We start from the raw sequence: 17,320 nt of genomic DNA on the forward strand, positions 1-17,320 counted from the left end.
GGACTGGTTAGGCTCGAAGACGTGAGCAGGCTCCAGGTCGTCAGTGGCAAGGGCGGTACCGGCAAGACCACGGTGGCCGCGGCCCTCGCGCTGGCCCTGGCCACCGAGGGGAAGCGGACGCTTCTCGTCGAGGTCGAGGGTCGCCAGGGCATCGCGCAGCTCTTCGAGACGGAGACGCTGCCCTATGAGGAGCGGAAGATCGCCGTCGCTCCCGGGGGCGGGGAGGTGTACGCACTGGCCATCGACCCCGAACTGGCCCTTCTGGACTACCTCCAGATGTTCTACAAACTCGGCGGCGCCGGCCGCGCCCTGAAGAAGCTCGGCGCGATCGACTTCGCCACCACGGTCGCGCCCGGCCTCAGGGACGTCCTCCTGACCGGCAAGGCGTGCGAGGCGGTCCGCCGCAAGGACAAGAGCGGGCGGTTCGTCTACGACTACGTCGTGATGGACGCCCCGCCGACCGGCCGCGTCACCCGCTTCCTGAACGTCAACGACGAGGTCGCCGGGCTCGCCAAGATCGGCCCGATACACAATCAGGCGCAGGCGGTGATGCGGGTCCTGAAGTCCCCGGAGACGGCCGTGCACCTGGTGACGCTCCTGGAGGAGATGCCCGTCCAGGAGACCGCCGACGGCATCGCCGAACTCCGGGCGGCCCGGCTGCCGGTGGGCCGGATCATCGTGAACATGGTGCGCCCCGAGGTCCTGGACGCCACCGACCTGGATCTCGTACGGGGCCTGCCGCGCACCGCGCTCGCGCAGGCGCTGTCCGGCGCCGGACTCGGCGGGGCCCGGCGCGGCGGCAACGCCGAGAAGCTGGTGGACCCGCTGCTCGCCCAGGCCGAGGAGTACGCCGAGCGCTACACCCTGGAGCACGACCAGCGGGCCGTGCTCGCCGAGCAGGGCCTGCCGCTGCACGAACTGCCGTTGCTCGCCGAGGGCATGGATCTGGCGGGCCTGTACGAACTCGCCACCGAGCTGCGGAAGCAGGGGATGTCATGAGCCCGGACCAGGAGCAGGGGCGCGACGGCGCCCGTCGGCTGTCCTCCGCGCGCGTGCTCGACGTCGACCCGCTGCTCGACGACCCGGAGACCCGCATCGTGGTGTGCTGCGGCTCGGGCGGGGTCGGCAAGACGACCACCGCGGCGGCGCTCGGGCTGCGGGCGGCCGAGCGGGGCCGCAGAGTGGTCGTCCTGACCATCGACCCGGCGCGTCGGCTCGCCCAGTCCATGGGCATCGACTCCCTGGACAACACCCCGAGGCGGGTGAAGGGCGTCGACGGGGACGGCGAACTGCACGCCATGATGCTCGACATGAAGCGCACCTTCGACGAGATCGTCGAGGCGCACGCGGACCGCGAGCGGGCCGCCGCGATCCTGAACAACCCCTTCTACCAGTCGCTCTCGGCGGGCTTCGCGGGCACCCAGGAGTACATGGCGATGGAGAAGCTGGGCCAGTTGCGCGCCCAGCACGACTGGGACCTGATCGTGGTGGACACCCCGCCGTCCCGCTCGGCCCTGGACTTCCTGGACGCGCCGAAACGTCTCGGGTCGTTCCTGGACGGCAAGCTCATCCGGCTGCTGACCGCTCCGGCGAAGCTGGGCGGCCGGGCCGGCATGAAGTTCCTCAATGTCGGCATGTCGATGATGACCGGAACCCTCGGCAAGCTGCTCGGGGGTCAACTCCTCAAGGACATCCAGACGTTCATCGCCGCGATGGACACCACCTTCGGCGGGTTCCGCACCCGCGCGGACGCGACGTACAAGCTGCTCCAGGCGCCCGGGACGGCGTTCCTGGTGGTCGCGGCCCCGGAGCGGGACGCGCTGCGCGAGGCGGCGTACTTCGTGGAGCGGCTGGCGGCCGAGGACATGCCGCTGGCCGGACTGGTGCTCAACCGGGTGCACGGCAGCGGAGCCGCCCGGCTGTCGGCCGAGCGGGCACTGGCCGCCGCGGAAAATCTTGAGGAGGCCCGCATTGTCGATCAGGTGGGCGGGAAAGCTGGACTTCGTAACTCTCCCGACACGTACGACAGTTCAGAATCCGCCGGTGCCGGATCTCCCGGTTCCGGGGCAGCGGCTCGTGACGAAGGCTCCCCCGCCACCACGCACGACGAGCGCCCCGCCGACAAGCGACCCGACGACGAACCCTCCGTCGACCGACTCACCGCAGGCCTGCTGAGACTGCATGCCGACCGGATGCGGCTGCTCGCCCGCGAGCAGCGCACGCGTGACCGCTTCACCGCGCGCCACCCCGAGGTGGCCGTCGCCGAAGTGGCCGCGCTGCCCGGCGACGTGCACGACCTCGCGGGGCTGCGGGACATCGGGGACCGGCTCGCGGCCGGTCGGCCGGAGCTGCCCGAGACGACGGTCTGACGCCCTGGGGCGAAGGACTCGACGCCCAGGACGACGGTCTGACGCCGGGGCGAAGCCGCCCGGGACGAAGGCCGGACGCGCGGCCCCGGGGATCGCCCGGGGTCGATCGGCCCCCGGAGGGGCCGGCGTCAGCCCACCGCCGCGTAGTTCTCGTAGATCTCGTCGTCGTCGAGGGGGATGATGCCGACCCCTCGCTCGTACTCGATGCGCGCGGTCTCCAGTAGCCGGCGCCATGAAGTGACAGTGGGCCGCCTGCGCAGCAGTGCGCGGCGCTCCCGCTCCGTCATTCCTCCCCACACGCCGAATTCGACGCGGTTGTCGAGCGCATCGGCGAGGCACTCCGTGCGTACCGGACATCCGGTGCACACTGCCTTCGCCCTGTTCTGCGCTGCTCCTTGAACGAACAGTTCATCCGGATCGGTAGTGCGGCAGGCCGCCTGCGCACTCCAGTCGGTTACCCAGCCCATACCGGCGCCGTCCTCTCCCGAATCGAGGCTCCCCCACGGCGGCAGCGGCATATTCACCGCCGCCAGTTGAGGACGTTACGGAAGGTGGGCACAGCGCAACACCCCCTTCGGGCCCAATCTTGAATGGCCCGAACGGACTATGCGTAAGCGGCAGATCACCCGGGGGAGTGAGCCCGCGACATACGTGACTTTCCCGGCAGAGCGGGACAGTTGTCTTGCGTCACAACGGACGCCAGGTGACACAGGAGGCGGATTCGGACACGCCTCCCACAAAAAAACAGGGAACGACCGGAACGATTCGGGGTCGCCGGACGTATTGATACGTGACCGCTCTGCTGTGACAGTTGAGAGCAGCTTAGGCCAAGGCCTTTACACCTGTCCGGCGAATGAGAACGTAGACGGCTCCTGTCGCCGTGCCGTCAGGTTCCCGGGACGGGTCCGCCGTCCGCGGCGCGGTCGTAGCACCACTGATGCCGCTGCCTACGACAAGGCACTTGCCCATGGATGTCACGATCCCGCACCCGAACATCCCGAGACCCACCCGCTCCCCGGGGACGCCCCGGGTGAGGGATTAGGCTGCCCCCATGCCAAAAAAGCGCTCGGGTGGTGGTCTGTCCCCGCTTCAGCAGGCCACCAAGTTCCTCGGTGTCAGTGTGCTCGCCGGTGCCGTCATGGCCGGAATCGCGTTGCCCGCGGCCGGAGCGCTGGGCCTCGCGGCCAAGGGCTCGGTCCAGGGCTTCGACGACATCCCGGACAACCTGAAGAGCCCTCAGCTGAGCCAGCGCACCACCATCCTGGACAGCAAGGGCAACCAGCTCGCCTCGGTCTACTCGCGCGACCGCACGGTGGTGGAGCTCAAGGACATCTCGCCGTACATGCAGAAGGCGATCGTCGCGATCGAGGACTCGCGCTTCTACCAGCACGGCGCGATCGACCTCAAGGGCGTCCTGCGCGCCCTGAACAAGAACGCGCAGAGCGGTGGCGTCTCCCAGGGCGCCTCCACGCTCACGCAGCAGCTGGTGAAGAACTACTTCGTGGAGGAGGCCGGCGACGACCCGACGAAGGTCGCCGAGGCCACCCAGCAGACACTGGGCCGCAAGGTCCGCGAGCTGAAGTACGCGATCCAGATCGAGGAAAAGCTCGGCAAGAAGAAGATCCTTGAGAACTACCTGAACATCACCTTCTTCGGAGAGCAGGCCTACGGCGTCGAGGCCGCGTCCGAGCGCTACTTCTCCAAGCACGCCAAGGACCTGAACCTCCAGCAGTCGGCGCTCCTCGCGGGCATCGTCCAGTCGCCCACGCGCTACGACCCGATCAACGACGAGGCCGAGGCCAAGAAGCGCCGTAACACCGTGCTGGCCCGCATGGCCGAGGTCGGCGACATCTCCAAGGCGGAGGCCGACAAGGCCGAGCAGACCGACCTGGGCCTCAAGGTCAGCCAGCCGAAGAACGGCTGCATCACCGCGGTCAAGGGCGCCAGCTTCTTCTGCAAGTACGTCGAGAAGGTCTTCCTGAGCGACCCGGTCTTCGGCAAGACCAAGGAGGACCGCGCGAAGATCTGGAACCAGGGCGGTCTGACGATCCGTACGACCCTGGACCCGCAGGCCCAGGACTCGGTGCAGGCCTCCCTGAAGGACCACATCTACAAGTCCGACTCGGTGGCCGCCGCGGCCACCCTCGTCGAGCCCGGCACCGGCAAGATCCTCGGCATGGGCCAGTCGAAGCCCTACGGCTACGGGAAGAACGAGACGGAGTACAACTACTCGGTCAACGCCGACATGGGCGGCTCGAACTTCGGCTTCCCGACCGGTTCGACGTTCAAGCCGTTCGTCGCGGCGGCGGCCCTGGAGCAGGGCCTGCCGGCCACCCAGCAGTACCCGTCGCCGTACTCGATGAACTACCCGAGCCCCGTCTCGACGTGCAGCGGCAAGAACTGGGTCAACACGGACAACGCGACCGTGGAGAACGAGAGCGAGTCGGAGCACGGTCCGTACGCGCTGAAGGAGGCGATGGCCAAGTCGGTCAACACCTACTTCGTGCAGATGATCTCCGACATCGGCCTGTGCCCCGTGGTGAGCATGACCAACAAGCTGGGCGTCGTGCAGGGCAACGGCGACAAGATCCCCGAGGTCCCGGCCATCGCGCTCGGCTCCAAGGGCCTCTCGCCGCTGACGATGGCCACCGCCTACGCGGCCTTCGCCAACGAGGGCACGTACTGCACGCCCATCGCCATCGAGTCCATCACCCAGAAGGTGGGCAACGAGCAGAAGTCGCTCGCCGTCCCCAAGTCCACCTGCTCGCGGGCGATGAGCAAGAAGACCGCCGACACCATCAACACCGTGCTGCGCGGCGTGGTCGACTCCGGCACCGGCCAGGAGGCCGGCCTCACCGACCGCGAGAGCGCCGGCAAGACCGGTACGACGGACTCCCGCAAGAACGCCTGGTTCGTCGGCTACACGCCCCAGCTCGCGGGCGCGGTCTGGGTCGGCAGCGCCAAGCAGAACGTCGAGATGACCAACATCACCATCGGCGGCGTCTACCACTCCGAGGTCTACGGCGCCGACACCCCCGGCCCGATCTGGAAGGACGCCATGTCCGGCGCCCTGGAGGGCAAGCCGGCCCAGTCGTTCCAGCTCGTCAACATCCCCGACCCCGTCAAGGACAAGGGCAACAACGACGGCGGCAAGAACGGCGACAACTCCGGGAACAACAACGGGGGCAACGACAACGGCGGCACCACCGACGGAGGCACCACCCCCACCCCGACGTTCTCCTTCCCGGACGGCTTCATCCAGGGCACGACGAACGGCGGCAACAACGGCAACGGGAACGGCGGCAACAGGGGCTAACTCCCCGCGCGGCCAAGGTCCGTTCAAGCTGAGGCCTGAGGCCTGAGGCCCTGGCTCCGGCTCTGGCTCTTCGTCTACGACGACGGGGGCGCCCCCTTTCCGCAGGGGGGCGCCCCCGTCGTCGTACGCGAAGAACCCTCCCGCGCGCGGGTCAGCCGGCGAGGAGCTTCTTCACCACGGCGGCGACGCGACCGCCCTCGGCGAGACCGGCCACCTTCGGGTTCACGATCTTCATGACGGCACCCATGGCGCGCGGGCCCTCGGCGCCGGCCGCCTTCGCCTCCTCGACGGCCTGGGAGACGATCGCGGCCAGCTCCTCGTCACCGAGCTGCTTGGGCAGGTACTCGGCGAGGATCTCGCCCTCCGCCTGCTCCTGCGCGGCCTGCTCCGGGCGGCCACCCTGCGCGAAGGCGTCCGCGGCCTCACGGCGCTTCTTCGCCTCCTTGGTGATCACCTTGAGGACCTCGTCGTCGGAGAGCTCGCGCTTCTCCTTGCCCGCGACCTCCTCCTTGGTGATCGCGGCGAGCGTCAGCCGGAGCGTGGAGGAACGCAGCTTGTCGTGCGCCTTGATCGCGGTGTTGAGGTCTTCCTGGAGCTTCGACTTGAGCGTGGTGGTCATGCGTCTGATTCTCGCAGGTGCGCGACCGGCTCCGCCCGCCGATTTACCGGGCCCCGGCCGACGAGGTGTCAGACGGGGTGTCAGGCGTGTCAGTGGGGTCTGACACGATGGAGGCATGCGCGCGCGATACGGAGTACCCCTGGGAATTGCGGCGGCAGGCGCCGCCGGTCTGGTCTACGCGGCGGGCTTCGAGGTCCGCTCCTTCCGTCTGCGCCGGGTGACGGTCCCGGTGCTGCCCGCCGGGATGCGCCCGCTCAGAGTCCTCCAGGTCTCCGACATCCACATGGTCGGCGGCCAGCGCAAGAAGCAGCGCTGGCTGCGCTCGCTCGCGGGCCTGCGCCCCGACTTCGTGATCAACACCGGGGACAACCTCTCCGACCCCGAGGCCGTCCCCGAGGTACTGGACGCGCTGGGCCCGCTGATGGAGTTCCCGGGCGCGTACGTCTTCGGCTCGAACGACTACTACGGCCCCACGCTCCGCAACCCCGCTCGCTACCTGTTCGAGAAGACCGCGGGCCGCCACGGTCTGAACGGCAACCCGCCCGTCGTAGGAGCGGTCCACAACCCGTGGGAGGACCTGCGGGACGGCTTCGACGCGGGTGGCTGGCTCAACCTCACGAACACGCGCGGCACGCTGAAGATCGAGGGCACGGCGGTGGAACTGACCGGCCTGGACGACCCGCACATCAAGCGCGACCGGTACGCGCGCGTGGCGGGCGGCCCGTCGGACGACGCCGACTTCTCGATGGCCGTGGTGCACGCGCCGTACCTCCGCGCCCTGGACGCGTTCGCCGCCGACGGCTACCCCCTGATCCTCGGCGGCCACACCCACGGCGGCCAGCTCTGCATCCCGTTCTACGGCGCCCTGGTGACCAACTGCGACCTCGACACGGACCGCGTGAAGGGCCTCTCCACGCACACGGCGGACGGCCGGACGTCCTACCTGCACGTGTCGGCGGGCTGCGGGACGAGCCGCTACACACCGGTACGGTTCGCTTGCCCGCCGGAGGCTACGTTGATGACGTTGGTGGGGCGGGGGTAGGGGGGCGGGGGGGCTGGGCCGCGGGGGCGGGCGGTGGCTTGAGTGGGCTGTGTGGCTTGAGTGGGCTGTGTGGCTTGAGTGGGCTGCGTGGCTTGGCTCGGCTGGGCCTGGGTGGCTTGGCGCGGCTGAGGTCGGCTGGGCCTGGGTGGCTTGGCGCGGCTGAGGTCGGCTGGGCCTGGGTGGCTTGGCGCGGCTGAGGTCGGCTGGGCCTGGGTGGCTCGGCTTGACGCGGCTCGGTTTGGCTCGGCACGGCTCATGTGGCGTGCCCGCGTAGCTCGTGCGGCTCACCCGTATCGCCCGGTTCGTCCCCTCTGTCTAGCGTGAGGGCATGACCGCTCCGATGCCCAGGGACATCCCGGACCTCCCCGCGGTACCCGGTATGCCCGCGCTGCTCGCCTCACCCGTTCCCGCCACCGCGGTGGTGGCTCCGTACCGTCGCCCGGCGGCGGCCGTGTACCGACTGCTGGTCGCGCTGGTGGCGGCAGCGGCGGTGAGTGCCGACCTGTTCCTCGGCAGCCCGATCAGGGTCCTGACCTACTTCACGATCCAGAGCAACATCCTGCTGGCCCTGGTGATGATCGCCACGGCCCGCCGGGCGTGGACGGCCCGCCGCCCCCTCTCCCCCTTGGTGACGGGCGCGTCCCTGCTCTACATCACGATCACCGGCCTGGTGTACCACCTGATCCTGGCGCACGCGTCGAGCCCGTTCGCGATGACGGGCGGCACGACGGCCCCCACCGGCTGGCAGGCGGTGACGAACCAGATCCTGCACACGGTGACACCGATCGCGGCGGTACTCGACTGGCTGCTGCTGACCGCACCCGGCCGGCTGCATCTGCGGATGGCGGCGACGTGGCTGCTGTACCCGGCGACGTACCTGATGGTGTACCTCGCCCGCGGCGAACTGATCCTGCCCGGCACACCGGGCCGCTACCTCTACACGTTCCTGGACGTCGAGCACCACGGCTACAAGAGCGTCCTGGGCAACGCCCTCCTCCTGGGCCTCGCCTTCTACGCCCTCTCCGTCCTCCTCGTGGCCCTCGACCACGCCCGCCCCAACCCGCTCCGCCACCGCGCCAAAACCGGATTTCGTCTCCAGCCACCGGTGGGCTAAAGTAAACGACGTCGCCGCGACGAGCGGTAACACCAGCAAGATCAGTGGCGACATCGGGGTGTAGCGCAGCTTGGCAGCGCGCTTCGTTCGGGACGAAGAGGTCGTGGGTTCAAATCCCGCCACCCCGACAGCCTAGTGGCAGTTCAGAGGGCCCTCACCAGATCGGTGAGGGCCCTCTGGCGTTGCTGAGTGTCTAACTGCGTGACTATGCGTTGCCAGCAGGCTCGGAGGAACCATCAGCCGATCCAGCAGCACCCCGTCACTGGGCGTTTGCCTTAACTGCCGGAGCGAGCTGAGCGCACCAGGTTGACGTCTGCCCAGCGAGGCATCGGTGGTCTTCGGGCACACGTGACTCCATGCGTGTGCACAGGAGTTCGCCGAGTACACGCGCCCTATTGTCGGGCTCATCGCCCGGCGGACGTCGAGCGCCGCCTCCCGCTGCTCGGCCAGCCGAGCATGAGGAGCTTGCGCGTGCCGGAAGGGACGTGGGCGATGCTCTTGGCCGAGTCCAGGCCGCCAACGCCCCTCATCGCCGGGCTTGTCCTTGGAGATGGCCGAGGAAGCCGAACTGGCTGGTCATGCCCGGTTGCGCGGCTTATCCCTCGGCATGTAGAGCGCGAAGGGCGAGGTCGTGCATGTGGCAGCGGTGCACGGCCGATGGCCTCAGCAGCGTGATCGGGCCGATTCAAGCGGTCGCGAAAATTCGGGTCCGTATCGGCATCGCGCCACTGGTTCAAGAACCCATACTCGCAAAGTCGCAGGTCAGAAGCCCTTCATGGGGAGGGCGAACAGGGGAACATGAAGGGGCACCACAGCGACCGCCGACAAATTCGCGAGAACTCGAATCGGCTCCCCGCGCGATGCAGTCTCCTCCGTGTCCGGGGGCGCCACAGGACACGACCAACTGACTTGCGCGGCTAACTCCCCGCCGGTCGATGGTGCCTTCCCCGACTCACCGCGTGCTTCTGCATGCCCGAGAAAACAGAGGTTTGCCATGCCCATCACAAGCAACCACCCGGATGACCCGCCGCCGCACACGCCGGAGGCAACCCCCGCGGAGCAGCCGTGCGCACAGAACGGCCTCGCCTGGGCCACGGTCGGGCTGTCCGCCGCCTGCTTCACTGCCGGTGTGGTCCTCTCCCTGACAGGCCACGAGGAAACAGGCGGGGCCCTCATCACAGCAGGGTCCTTGGGACAAGGAGTCAACACCCGGAAGTAGGGCGGGGTCGCCGCGCGGGCCACTGCTGTTGGACGCATCCCGTCCGGCGGCAGTGGCCGGCCTCCGTGGAAATACGCGGGGCATCTTCAACCAGACAGGACATCAGCCCGGTCGCAGGCTCCACGGCCTCGGGTCGGAACTCCGGGCCGTGGCTGAGTTCGCCGGCCGCCGTCTCGCCGAAGGACCGAACCCAGAAGCCGGTGCCTTGAGGCGCGTGCGAACGCGGTTGCCCCGTCGACGCCTGCGTGCTGGAAGAGTCGGTTCAGGTGGTGTGGCGACCACCGATGCCGTCTCCGTCAGCTCGCGCCGCCCCACACCGCCTCCAGGTCCCGGCAGCGGACCAGGATGCTCGCGTCGGTCAGCGCGATTTCGTGTGTGCAGCCGCCGTCCTCGTCCGGAAGGATTTCGTCGAGGAGGACGGCGTCGACCAGCATCCAGTCGATGGAGTGTTCATAGTCGACGGAGAAGTGCGTCACGCCCGAGTAGCTGATGCGCAGGCCGGAGTCGTGCTTGAACTTGTTGGGCGCGAAATCCAGGACCAGGCTTCCGCTCTTGTCGGTGGCGAGGTGGACCCCGGCCAGTTCCAGGTCCTTGACACAGTGGGTCGCACCCGCGATGTCGTAGTGGCCGGGGTCGGTGGCGAAGGACCGCGCACCCGGGGGTAGGTCGGCGCGCAGACGCGGTAGTTCGGCCAGGTAGGCCCCTGGATCCACGAGGAACCCTCCGTCGTCCCAGACGGCCGTGACGTACTTCATTTGCATCCTTCCGCGGCGAGAGGCGGTCGCCTCCATTTGTCGCCGGTGATGTCCTCGGTCCCCTTGGGGTTGATGCGGCCGACTTTCCGCAGCTCGTAGATCATCCGTCCCTTGATGGCGTTCTCCACGCCGGGCGGGACCTCGACCTCCGAAGCCTTGATGCCGTGTTTGTTGAACCAGCCCTGGCTGTTGTACAGCCCGACTTCACGCATGGACTTGTCATAGACGTGGATCTCCACGTCCCTTCCCTTGTTGCCCACCGGGAAGATGTCACGCCGGCCTGTATACCCCTGCCCGAAGTCCAGTGGGTTCTTCGGCCCCGACGGTCCCTTCCCGGCAAGCCCCAGGTGGTCGGTCCAGCCCAGTGGGTTCGGAACATAGGCGTGGTGATCGGGTGCCGGGACGAGACCCAGCGGATCAGCACTGATGTACCGCGCCGTCTCCGGGTCGTAGTACCGGTGAAGGTTGTAGTGCAGGCCCGACTCGGGGTCGGCGTACTGGCCCGGAAAACGCAAGGGACAGTCCACCAGCGACGCGTCCTCCCCCGGAGCCGGGAGATGGGTACCCCACAAGCCGGTACGGCGCTGCCAGACCAGATCTCCCGTTGCGGCCACCAGTTCCGTGGGCGTGCCCACCACGTCGGTGACGACGGCATACAGCAGGGCCCCGTGCTCCGGAGCCGATTCCTCCGCCAGCTGCGCCAGGAAGGACTTGTTGTCGGTTGGTGCGGTCGGTCTGTGGCTCGTCTGCGCGACCGGACGAGGATCGTCATTCGCGTAGTCCCAGGTGGTGACCCAGCCGTCCGGCGTGATCTGCTCGGCCAGGAGCAGGTCGTCCCAGACGAAGTCCGTACGGTCGGCCACGGAACCGTCGTCGGCCACCCGGTGCGTGGAGACGCGTCGGCCGAACGGATCGTACGCGTAGTGCCAATGGCTGCCGTCCGGAGCAACCAGGTCCGTGAGACGGTCCTCGGCGTTCCACGCGTAGCTCCACACACGGGTCTGGCCGTTCAGGAGCTTGCGGGTCCTGCGGACGAGGCGGCCTTCGGCGTCGTGCTCGTACGAAGTACGACCAGCCGAGCGGACGAGCGTGCCGTCGAACCGACGTTCACCATCTGCTTCTTGGTCCGGCGACGTGGCGTGCACGAGGTTGCCCGCCGGATCGTACGCGTACCTTTCCGTCCAGCCGTGGGCACGGACGCCGCTGACCCGACCCATGGTGTCCAGGTCGAAGCGGCGGGTGCCTGACGTCAGTTCCCGGATCTCGGTCACACAGCCGTCGGCCTGATGAGCGTAGGTGCGGTGTTGGAGGAGGCGGTCCGCTCCGAACACCATGGAGGCGGAGGCCGCGGTCAGAGTCTGCGCGGTCAGCAGCCCCACCGCGCTCCAGCACTGCGTCAGCGTCACATTCGCGCCGACGTGGCGCTCTGTCTCGCGGCCCGCGGCGTCGTGGACGAAGTCCAGCGTGCCGGCGGGCGAGCACAGGGCGAGCGGGCGCCCGGCGGGGTCGTACGTCCAGTCCGAGGCCAGCCCGGACGGCATCACCCGACGGGTGCGGCGGCCGAGAGCGTCATGGACATGTGTGGTCACGCGGCCGTTCACGGTCTCCGTCAGCACCCGGCCGAACGCGTCACGCGTCAGCACGACTTCCGCGTCCGCGTTGGCCGCGCGGCACAAACGACCGTCAGGGCCGTAGCCGAACGTGGTGACGTCACCCGCGCCCGAACGCTGCTCCACGACCCTCCCGAGCGCGTCCCGCGTGAAACTCAGGGTCTCTTCGGCGCCATTGGCGCGCGACCGTAGCCCACCGGCAGCGTCGTGCGTGTACCTGAGGGTGCGACCGTTGAAGTCCGTCTCCGTGGCCAGGCGGCCGGTCTCGTCGTAGGTGTACGACCAGGTCAGGCCGAGTGGGTTGGTGACGGCCGTGAGGCGTAGTTCGGTGTCGTAGGCGAACTCGTACTGTGCGCCGTCCGGGTCCGTGCGGGAGGCCGGGGCACCGAAATGGCTCGCTGTGTGGTGGGTGGTGTTGCCCGCCGGGTCGGTGTGGGTGAGCGGGTTGCCTTGGGCGTCCCACGTCCACGATTCGCGCGTGCCGTCGGGGTGTTCGCGCCAGGAGGGCTTGCCCTCCGGGGTCCATCCCAGCCGGGTGCTGTGTCCCAGCGGGTCGGTCGCCTCGACGACACGGCCGAAGGGGTCCCGGCGTATCGACGTCGTGTGGCCCAGTTCGTCGGTCAGGGACATGGGCAGTCCGGCCGGGTCGTAGGCCACGGTGCGGGTGTGGCCGAGAGCGTTCGTGATCGCCGTGGGATGGCCGTGTCCGTCGCAGATGTAGCGGGTCTCCGCGCCGGTCGGGTCGACGGTTGTGAGGAGGTTGCCCCGCTCGTCGTAGGTGTGCTGCCAGACGGCACCGCCCGGTTCGACGAGTTGCGTGGGCAGGCCGAGTGCGTTGTAGGTGGCACGCGCCGTCGTGCCGTCGGGGAGGGCGAGTTCGGTGAGATTGCCCGTCTCGTCGTAGGCGTACCGGGTGGTGTGGCCGAGGGGGTCGGTGACGGTGAGGGGATGTGTGCCGTACTCGTCCCACTGGGTGCGGGTGGTGTTGCCCAGCGGGTCGGTCTCCTCCTCGACCAGACCCTCCGCATTGTGGCGGTGGGTGGAGACGCGGCCCTGGGAGTCGGTGTACGTCGTCGTGCGCGTGGTGTCGTCGTAGGCCAGCGTGCCGGAGAGGATGCCGTCGACGCCCTCGGTACGGACGACCCGGCCGCGTTCGTCGTAGGTATAGGCGAACCAGGTGCCGTTGCGGTCGGTCCACTTGGTGACCCGGCCGTACTCGTCGTAGGTGAACCGCAGTGGTTCGCCGCTGGAGTTGATGACCTCGGTGAGGTTGCCTGCGCTGTCGTAGCCGTAGCGCATGACGAGTGTGCCCTCGTCGGCCGCGGGGGTCGGACGGTAGCGGGAGGGGGGTTCGTCGAGCAGGCGCAGGGCGGTGATGCGGGGGCCGGTGGTGTCGACGGCGACGTAGTGGCCGCCGGAGTGGCGGATGCCGAACGGGATGCCGTCGTCGTCGCGTTCGACGTCGATGCGGTTGCCGTTGCGGTCGCCGAGGGAGTCCAGCGCCAGGTGGAAGACACCGAAGGAGGGGGAGGGGACGGGGGCGGCGAAGGTGCGGGTCACGCCGGTCGCCGGGTCGGTGACCGTCATCGCGCCGTCGGGCTTGCCATCCCATTCCAGGGGCCAGCGGGCGCCCTTGGCCGGCATGACCGGCACGCCCGGTTCCGGTACCGGGTAGACCAGGCGCATGCCGTCGGCGGCGGCGAACACCACGCCCTCGCCGTCGATCTGGAGGCACTCGTCGAGGGTGGAGATCCAGGCCGGGCCGAAGCAGACCCCGCCCCGGTAGGAGGAGAGGTGGGTGCGGGTGAACCGGAGCGGCAGGCTGCCCGGCAGGGCCAGGTCCGTCGCCGTCATCAGCATCGCGCCGGTCGCCACGTCGATCGGCTCGCCGACGCACGGGGTCCCGTCGGCGTTGCGGGCCGCCGGGCCCAGTTCGACGAGGTCGGGGCGGAGGGACGGCGGGCGCAGCAGGAGCGGGGTGGTGTCGGCGAGCCCGCCCTCCATGGTCGCCTTCAGTACGCCGCCGCCCGCGCCGAGCGCGCCGCCGAAGAGCATGCCGTCCTTGGCGGCCTGGTTGACCTCGTCCAGGCTGAAGCCCTGCTGCAGACCGGTCGCGATCTTCAGCGGCTGCGCCACGGCCAGGTCGACCGTCACCGACTCGATCCCGCCGAACGACGCCGCGACCAGAGTGCCCGCGGCGATCTCCGCCACCGTCGTGGAGACCGCGACGCCCAGGCCCGCCCCGAACTCGATGACCAGGTCGGCCGCCGCGACGGCCGCCCCCGAGGCCAGGCCCGCGGTGAAGAAGGCCAGCGCGACCCCGCCCGCGATCACCGCGGCGTCGATACCGATCTGCGTCCACAGCTTGTTGATCGCGTCGTCGATGGCGTCGGCGAACTTGTCCAGCGCCGTGGCCATTCCGCGCCCGGAGTCGGCCAGGTCCTTCAGCCAGCCGGTGTCCTTGTCCTTGGCATACCGGCCCCAGAACTTCCCGAACGCCTCGATGGACTCACCGGTGTTGTGGTGGATGATCGACGATGCGCTCTGGCCGACCGGGCCGCGCAGGTCGTCGACGGCGCCGGCGAAGGTCCGCCAGGCCGTCGCCGCCGACCGCAGCTTCCCCGAGTCCGCCTCCGGCCACCACAGGCCCAGGTCGAGCAGGATGTGGCGGGCCTTGTCCTCAACGCTCACCGGCACCGTCCGCGCCGGTGGCCTTCACAGTCGTGAACATCCCGGCGATCAACTCGTCGTTGTCCACATGCCCGTCCGCCAGATCGGACATCGCCTCGTGAATGCTCGTCAGCCCGAGCACCAGCGTGCCCGCCGCGCTCTCGATCTTCTTCTGCAGCGGCTTGTAGGAGTCGCCGAACTCCTTGCCCTGCTTGTCGTTTCCCCAGGGCTCACCCAGCCCGTCCAGGGATTTGACGAGTGCGGTCAGCGCCTTGCCCAGATCAACTGCCGCCGTCTGGAAGTCCGGCGCCACCCGCTTCAGATCGGCGGTCTTGATGTCGAGGACCTTGGCCGGGTCCTTGCCGTCACCCATCGCGCGTTCCCCCGTTCGCAGCTGCGGCCTACGACCCTAAGGGAGACAGGGTCAAGGGATAGTCATATCGAAGGCATGCACAGGCAATGTGCTGACGGCGGAAATGCCGGCCACCGAGGTCGAGTTCGTCGTCCTCAGTCAGCTGGGAGACAGCGCCTGTCCGTTGGTGGCCGTGTCTGGCGGCATTGCCCGGCAGACCGGTGACACCGGCCCTCCGCCATCGCAAGCGCAGCCCATGAGACCCGGGCGATCGCCACTTCCACGTGCGGGCCGACCGCAGTCTGCCCAGAGAGACACTCGGGATGCACCAACGAGCTGGGGCGCCGCAGCCGTCTGTTCAGCAGCCGAACGGGCCTTGACGACGATCTACCGTGGCCTGTCCCTTGCTCGGCTGCAACAGCGAAGGGGTTGAAGGCAGGCCGTCCGGGTTGTCAGTCGTAAGCGGAAATCCATGGTGTCCCGTAACAACGTTTCGGGACACCATGGGGCTATCAGAGCGCGATCTCGCGTGCGTGTAGAAGTTCGCTGAGTACGCGGACCGGTGACGTGGGACTCATCGCAAGGCGAACATCGAGCGCCGCCTCCCACTGCTCGGTCAGTGCGAGCATGAGGCGCGTGCGCATCCCAGGGGTGGCGTGGGCGTAGCGCGCCGAGACGGAGCCGTCGATGTGGCCCATGCGGTGGTCCATGAGGACCTTCTCGGTGCCGAGGTCCTCAATGAGCGGTGGCAGCATCGGCGAGCGCGTCGCCTGGTACCGGCGCCGACGCGGCCTTTCCCAAGAAGTCCTGGCCGGCCTTGGCGGGCGGACCACGGACTGGCTGAGCAAAGCGGAGAACAATCGGATCGAGCTCGACCGGCTCTCGGTGATCACCTCACTCGCCGAGGCTCTCGACGTCTCCCTCGGAGACCTGCTCGCCGAACCGACCCTCATGGAGTGGTCCAACGACGCGGCCGCACGGTCCCCGCCCTGCGCGAAGCCCTCATGGACTACAAGCAGCTCACGCCTCTGCTGGGACCTCCGCCCGATGACGAACCGCCCGCCCTGAAGGACCTTCGGGCCAGCGTGAAGGAGATCCTCGACGCCTTCCCCTCGTACTGGCCGATGCCCTCGCTGCATCCCGCGCGTACTCGGGACGAAGTGGTCGTGGGTTCAAATCCCGCCACCCCGACGCTGGTCAGAGGCCCATTCGCTTGATCGCGAATGGGCCTCTTTCATGCCCGGGGGTCAAACAGAGGGCCGAGGGATCGAGTAAGGCCACCGCCCCGCCCGTCTCTCAGTACGTCAGCGCCTCCTGCGCGCTGCTCAGCCAGTACGTCACCCGGAGCGAGTCGTCGATGTAGACGCCCTTGCTGGGGAGTGCCGGGGTCGCCGCCGGGCTGATGCTGTTGTTGTTGCGGTCGAAGAAGTAGACGGAGAGGGACTTGGCGGTGCGGCCGTTGGTGCCGCCGCCGTCCGTTCCGCCGGAGAGGGCGACGCCGGCGTAGCCCGACTGGCCCGGGACCAGCGTGGTCACCGCCTGCGGCTGGGAGTCCTTGATGACCGGCGGTACGGACTGGGCGTCCGCGAAGTCGACGGCCGGGTAGTAGTAGAGGTCGCAGGTCTTGGAACCGGTGTTGGTGACGGTGAGCAGCATGTGGTTGACAGGGCGGTTGACCAGCCGTGCGGTCACCTTGGTGTTGGCACCGCTGCACGTGACCCTCTTCGTGGAGCTGCTTGAAACCGAACCCGACCCCGACCCCGAACCCGCCCCCGAGCCGGACGTCGACCCCGAGCCGCCGCTCGTCCTGCTGCCGCCCGACCCCGCACCGCCAGCGGTCGAGGACCCACCCGTTGACGAACCACCCGTGGAGGAACCACCACTGGACGCACCACCAGCGGACGAACCACCCGTCGCCGACGGCGTCGAGGAGGTCGTCGCGGAGGACGAGACCGGAGAGGAGACCGCGCCCTCATCGTGTACTCCTGCTCCCAGCTTGCCGTTGCAGGCGGTGAGTGAGAGCGCGGCGAGTGCGACGGTGGCCGCGGCGAACAGGCGGGTGCGAGGGCGGGCGGTGAACGCGGACATGGGTGTGATCTCTTTCCTGGAGGCGGGAACTGACAGGCCGTCCGGCCGTTCGGCGGGCGGCGTGCTTTGATGACCGCAGCCTGTGCCGCTTTCCGTCCCACCCGCCACAGCAGCCGGGAGTTACGGGAACCTGGAACGTTCGCACCGGCTCTTACCTGGGCGAACA

At 68.8% G+C, this 17,320-nt stretch carries 13 protein-coding genes, 1 tRNA gene and 1 pseudogene; 8 read left to right on the forward strand and 7 right to left on the reverse strand.

Annotated elements, in window-relative coordinates; genetic code table 11:
• Nucleotides 1–21: 21 nt before the first annotated feature.
• Both ACIQPR_RS10185 and ACIQPR_RS10190 read left to right on the forward strand, forming a co-directional pair.
• Nucleotides 22–999, forward strand: coding sequence for an ArsA family ATPase (locus tag ACIQPR_RS10185; protein WP_403644860.1), 978 nt, complete (start codon nucleotides 22–24; stop codon nucleotides 997–999).
• A complete protein-coding gene (locus ACIQPR_RS10190) occupies nucleotides 996–2,369 on the forward strand; it encodes an ArsA family ATPase (protein WP_403644862.1) in 1,374 nt (457 codons plus the stop codon). Before ACIQPR_RS10185 ends, ACIQPR_RS10190 begins: the two co-directional genes overlap by 4 nt.
• Before the next feature lie 128 nt (nucleotides 2,370–2,497).
• On the opposite strand, the gene wblA is transcribed toward ACIQPR_RS10190, so the two are convergent.
• Nucleotides 2,498–2,836, reverse strand: coding sequence for a transcriptional regulator WblA (gene wblA / locus ACIQPR_RS10195; protein ID WP_019063745.1), 339 nt, complete (start codon nucleotides 2,834–2,836; stop codon nucleotides 2,498–2,500).
• 584 nt (nucleotides 2,837–3,420) lie between these two features.
• Between wblA and ACIQPR_RS10200 the strand changes: the two genes are divergently transcribed.
• Nucleotides 3,421–5,685 carry a transglycosylase domain-containing protein gene (locus ACIQPR_RS10200; protein WP_403644865.1) on the forward strand — a complete coding sequence of 755 codons (2,265 nt, stop codon included), beginning with the start codon at nucleotides 3,421–3,423 and terminating at the stop codon, nucleotides 5,683–5,685.
• 151 nt (nucleotides 5,686–5,836) lie between these two features.
• Here ACIQPR_RS10200 and ACIQPR_RS10205 read toward each other — a convergent pair whose 3' ends face one another.
• Entirely contained in the window at nucleotides 5,837–6,304 is a 468-nt protein-coding gene (locus ACIQPR_RS10205) for a GatB/YqeY domain-containing protein (RefSeq protein WP_403644867.1), read from the reverse strand.
• A gap of 115 nt (nucleotides 6,305–6,419) precedes the next feature.
• On the opposite strand from ACIQPR_RS10205, the gene ACIQPR_RS10210 reads away from it, so the two are divergent.
• The 3 genes from ACIQPR_RS10210 (at nucleotide 6,420) to ACIQPR_RS10220 (ending at nucleotide 8,588) form a co-directional block, all read left to right on the forward strand.
• Entirely contained in the window at nucleotides 6,420–7,346 is a 927-nt protein-coding gene (locus ACIQPR_RS10210) for a metallophosphoesterase (RefSeq protein ID WP_403644870.1), read from the forward strand.
• A gap of 328 nt (nucleotides 7,347–7,674) precedes the next feature.
• Nucleotides 7,675–8,460 carry a Pr6Pr family membrane protein gene (locus ACIQPR_RS10215; RefSeq protein ID WP_403644873.1) on the forward strand — a complete coding sequence of 262 codons (786 nt, stop codon included), beginning with the start codon at nucleotides 7,675–7,677 and terminating at the stop codon, nucleotides 8,458–8,460.
• 54 nt (nucleotides 8,461–8,514) lie between these two features.
• A tRNA-Pro gene (locus ACIQPR_RS10220) sits at nucleotides 8,515–8,588 on the forward strand.
• Between the two features lie 1,387 nt (nucleotides 8,589–9,975).
• Here the strand turns inward: ACIQPR_RS10220 and ACIQPR_RS10225 are convergent.
• The 4 genes and pseudogenes from ACIQPR_RS10225 to ACIQPR_RS10240 form a co-directional block, all read right to left on the reverse strand.
• Complete coding sequence (locus ACIQPR_RS10225) at nucleotides 9,976–10,434, reverse strand: hypothetical protein (protein ID WP_403644876.1); 459 nt, start codon at nucleotides 10,432–10,434, stop codon at nucleotides 9,976–9,978.
• The gene (locus ACIQPR_RS10230) at nucleotides 10,431–14,741 is read right to left on the reverse strand and encodes a DUF6531 domain-containing protein (protein WP_403644879.1); all 4,311 of its coding nucleotides are present in this window, start codon (nucleotides 14,739–14,741) and stop codon (nucleotides 10,431–10,433) included. The genes ACIQPR_RS10225 and ACIQPR_RS10230 overlap by 4 nt, the downstream gene beginning before the upstream one ends.
• Nucleotides 14,725–15,087 carry a hypothetical protein gene (locus tag ACIQPR_RS10235; RefSeq protein WP_403644882.1) on the reverse strand — a complete coding sequence of 121 codons (363 nt, stop codon included), beginning with the start codon at nucleotides 15,085–15,087 and terminating at the stop codon, nucleotides 14,725–14,727. The genes ACIQPR_RS10230 and ACIQPR_RS10235 overlap by 17 nt, the downstream gene beginning before the upstream one ends.
• Nucleotides 15,088–15,578: 491 nt before the next feature.
• Nucleotides 15,579–15,809, reverse strand: a pseudogene (locus tag ACIQPR_RS10240) (LacI family transcriptional regulator); the annotation flags it as partial.
• Between ACIQPR_RS10240 and ACIQPR_RS10245 the strand changes: the two are divergent.
• Entirely contained in the window at nucleotides 15,805–16,134 is a 330-nt protein-coding gene (locus ACIQPR_RS10245) for a helix-turn-helix domain-containing protein (protein ID WP_403644885.1), read from the forward strand. The pseudogene ACIQPR_RS10240 and the gene ACIQPR_RS10245 sit on opposite strands and share 5 nt — an antisense overlap.
• Before the next feature lie 228 nt (nucleotides 16,135–16,362).
• On the opposite strand, the gene ACIQPR_RS10250 is transcribed toward ACIQPR_RS10245, so the two are convergent.
• Nucleotides 16,363–16,758 carry a DUF4232 domain-containing protein gene (locus tag ACIQPR_RS10250; protein WP_403644887.1) on the reverse strand — a complete coding sequence of 132 codons (396 nt, stop codon included), beginning with the start codon at nucleotides 16,756–16,758 and terminating at the stop codon, nucleotides 16,363–16,365.
• 4 nt (nucleotides 16,759–16,762) lie between these two features.
• Here ACIQPR_RS10250 and ACIQPR_RS10255 point away from each other — a divergent pair, with 4 nt between their 5' ends.
• A complete protein-coding gene (locus ACIQPR_RS10255) occupies nucleotides 16,763–17,224 on the forward strand; it encodes a hypothetical protein (protein WP_403644890.1) in 462 nt (153 codons plus the stop codon).
• Nucleotides 17,225–17,320 lie beyond the last annotated feature (96 nt).

Origin of the sequence: Streptomyces sp. NPDC091280 (genome assembly GCF_044768565.1) — a bacterium.
GTDB lineage: Bacteria > Actinomycetota > Actinomycetes > Streptomycetales > Streptomycetaceae > Streptomyces.

Bases quoted from the DNA above. Each gene is read 5' to 3' on its own strand.
- ACIQPR_RS10210 (WP_403644870.1), top strand. From the start codon at position 6,420: ATGCGCGCGCGATACGGAGTACCCCTGGGAATTGCGGCGGCAGGCGCC.
- ACIQPR_RS10245 (WP_403644885.1), top strand. From the start codon at position 15,805: ATGAGCGGTGGCAGCATCGGCGAGCGCGTCGCCTGGTACCGGCGCCGA.
- ACIQPR_RS10235 (WP_403644882.1), bottom strand. From the start codon at position 15,087: ATGGGTGACGGCAAGGACCCGGCCAAGGTCCTCGACATCAAGACCGCC.
- ACIQPR_RS10225 (WP_403644876.1), bottom strand. From the start codon at position 10,434: ATGAAGTACGTCACGGCCGTCTGGGACGACGGAGGGTTCCTCGTGGAT.
- ACIQPR_RS10215 (WP_403644873.1), top strand. From the start codon at position 7,675: ATGACCGCTCCGATGCCCAGGGACATCCCGGACCTCCCCGCGGTACCC.
- ACIQPR_RS10205 (WP_403644867.1), bottom strand. From the start codon at position 6,304: ATGACCACCACGCTCAAGTCGAAGCTCCAGGAAGACCTCAACACCGCG.
- ACIQPR_RS10190 (WP_403644862.1), top strand. From the start codon at position 996: ATGAGCCCGGACCAGGAGCAGGGGCGCGACGGCGCCCGTCGGCTGTCC.
- wblA (WP_019063745.1), bottom strand. From the start codon at position 2,836: ATGGGCTGGGTAACCGACTGGAGTGCGCAGGCGGCCTGCCGCACTACC.
- ACIQPR_RS10200 (WP_403644865.1), top strand. From the start codon at position 3,421: ATGCCAAAAAAGCGCTCGGGTGGTGGTCTGTCCCCGCTTCAGCAGGCC.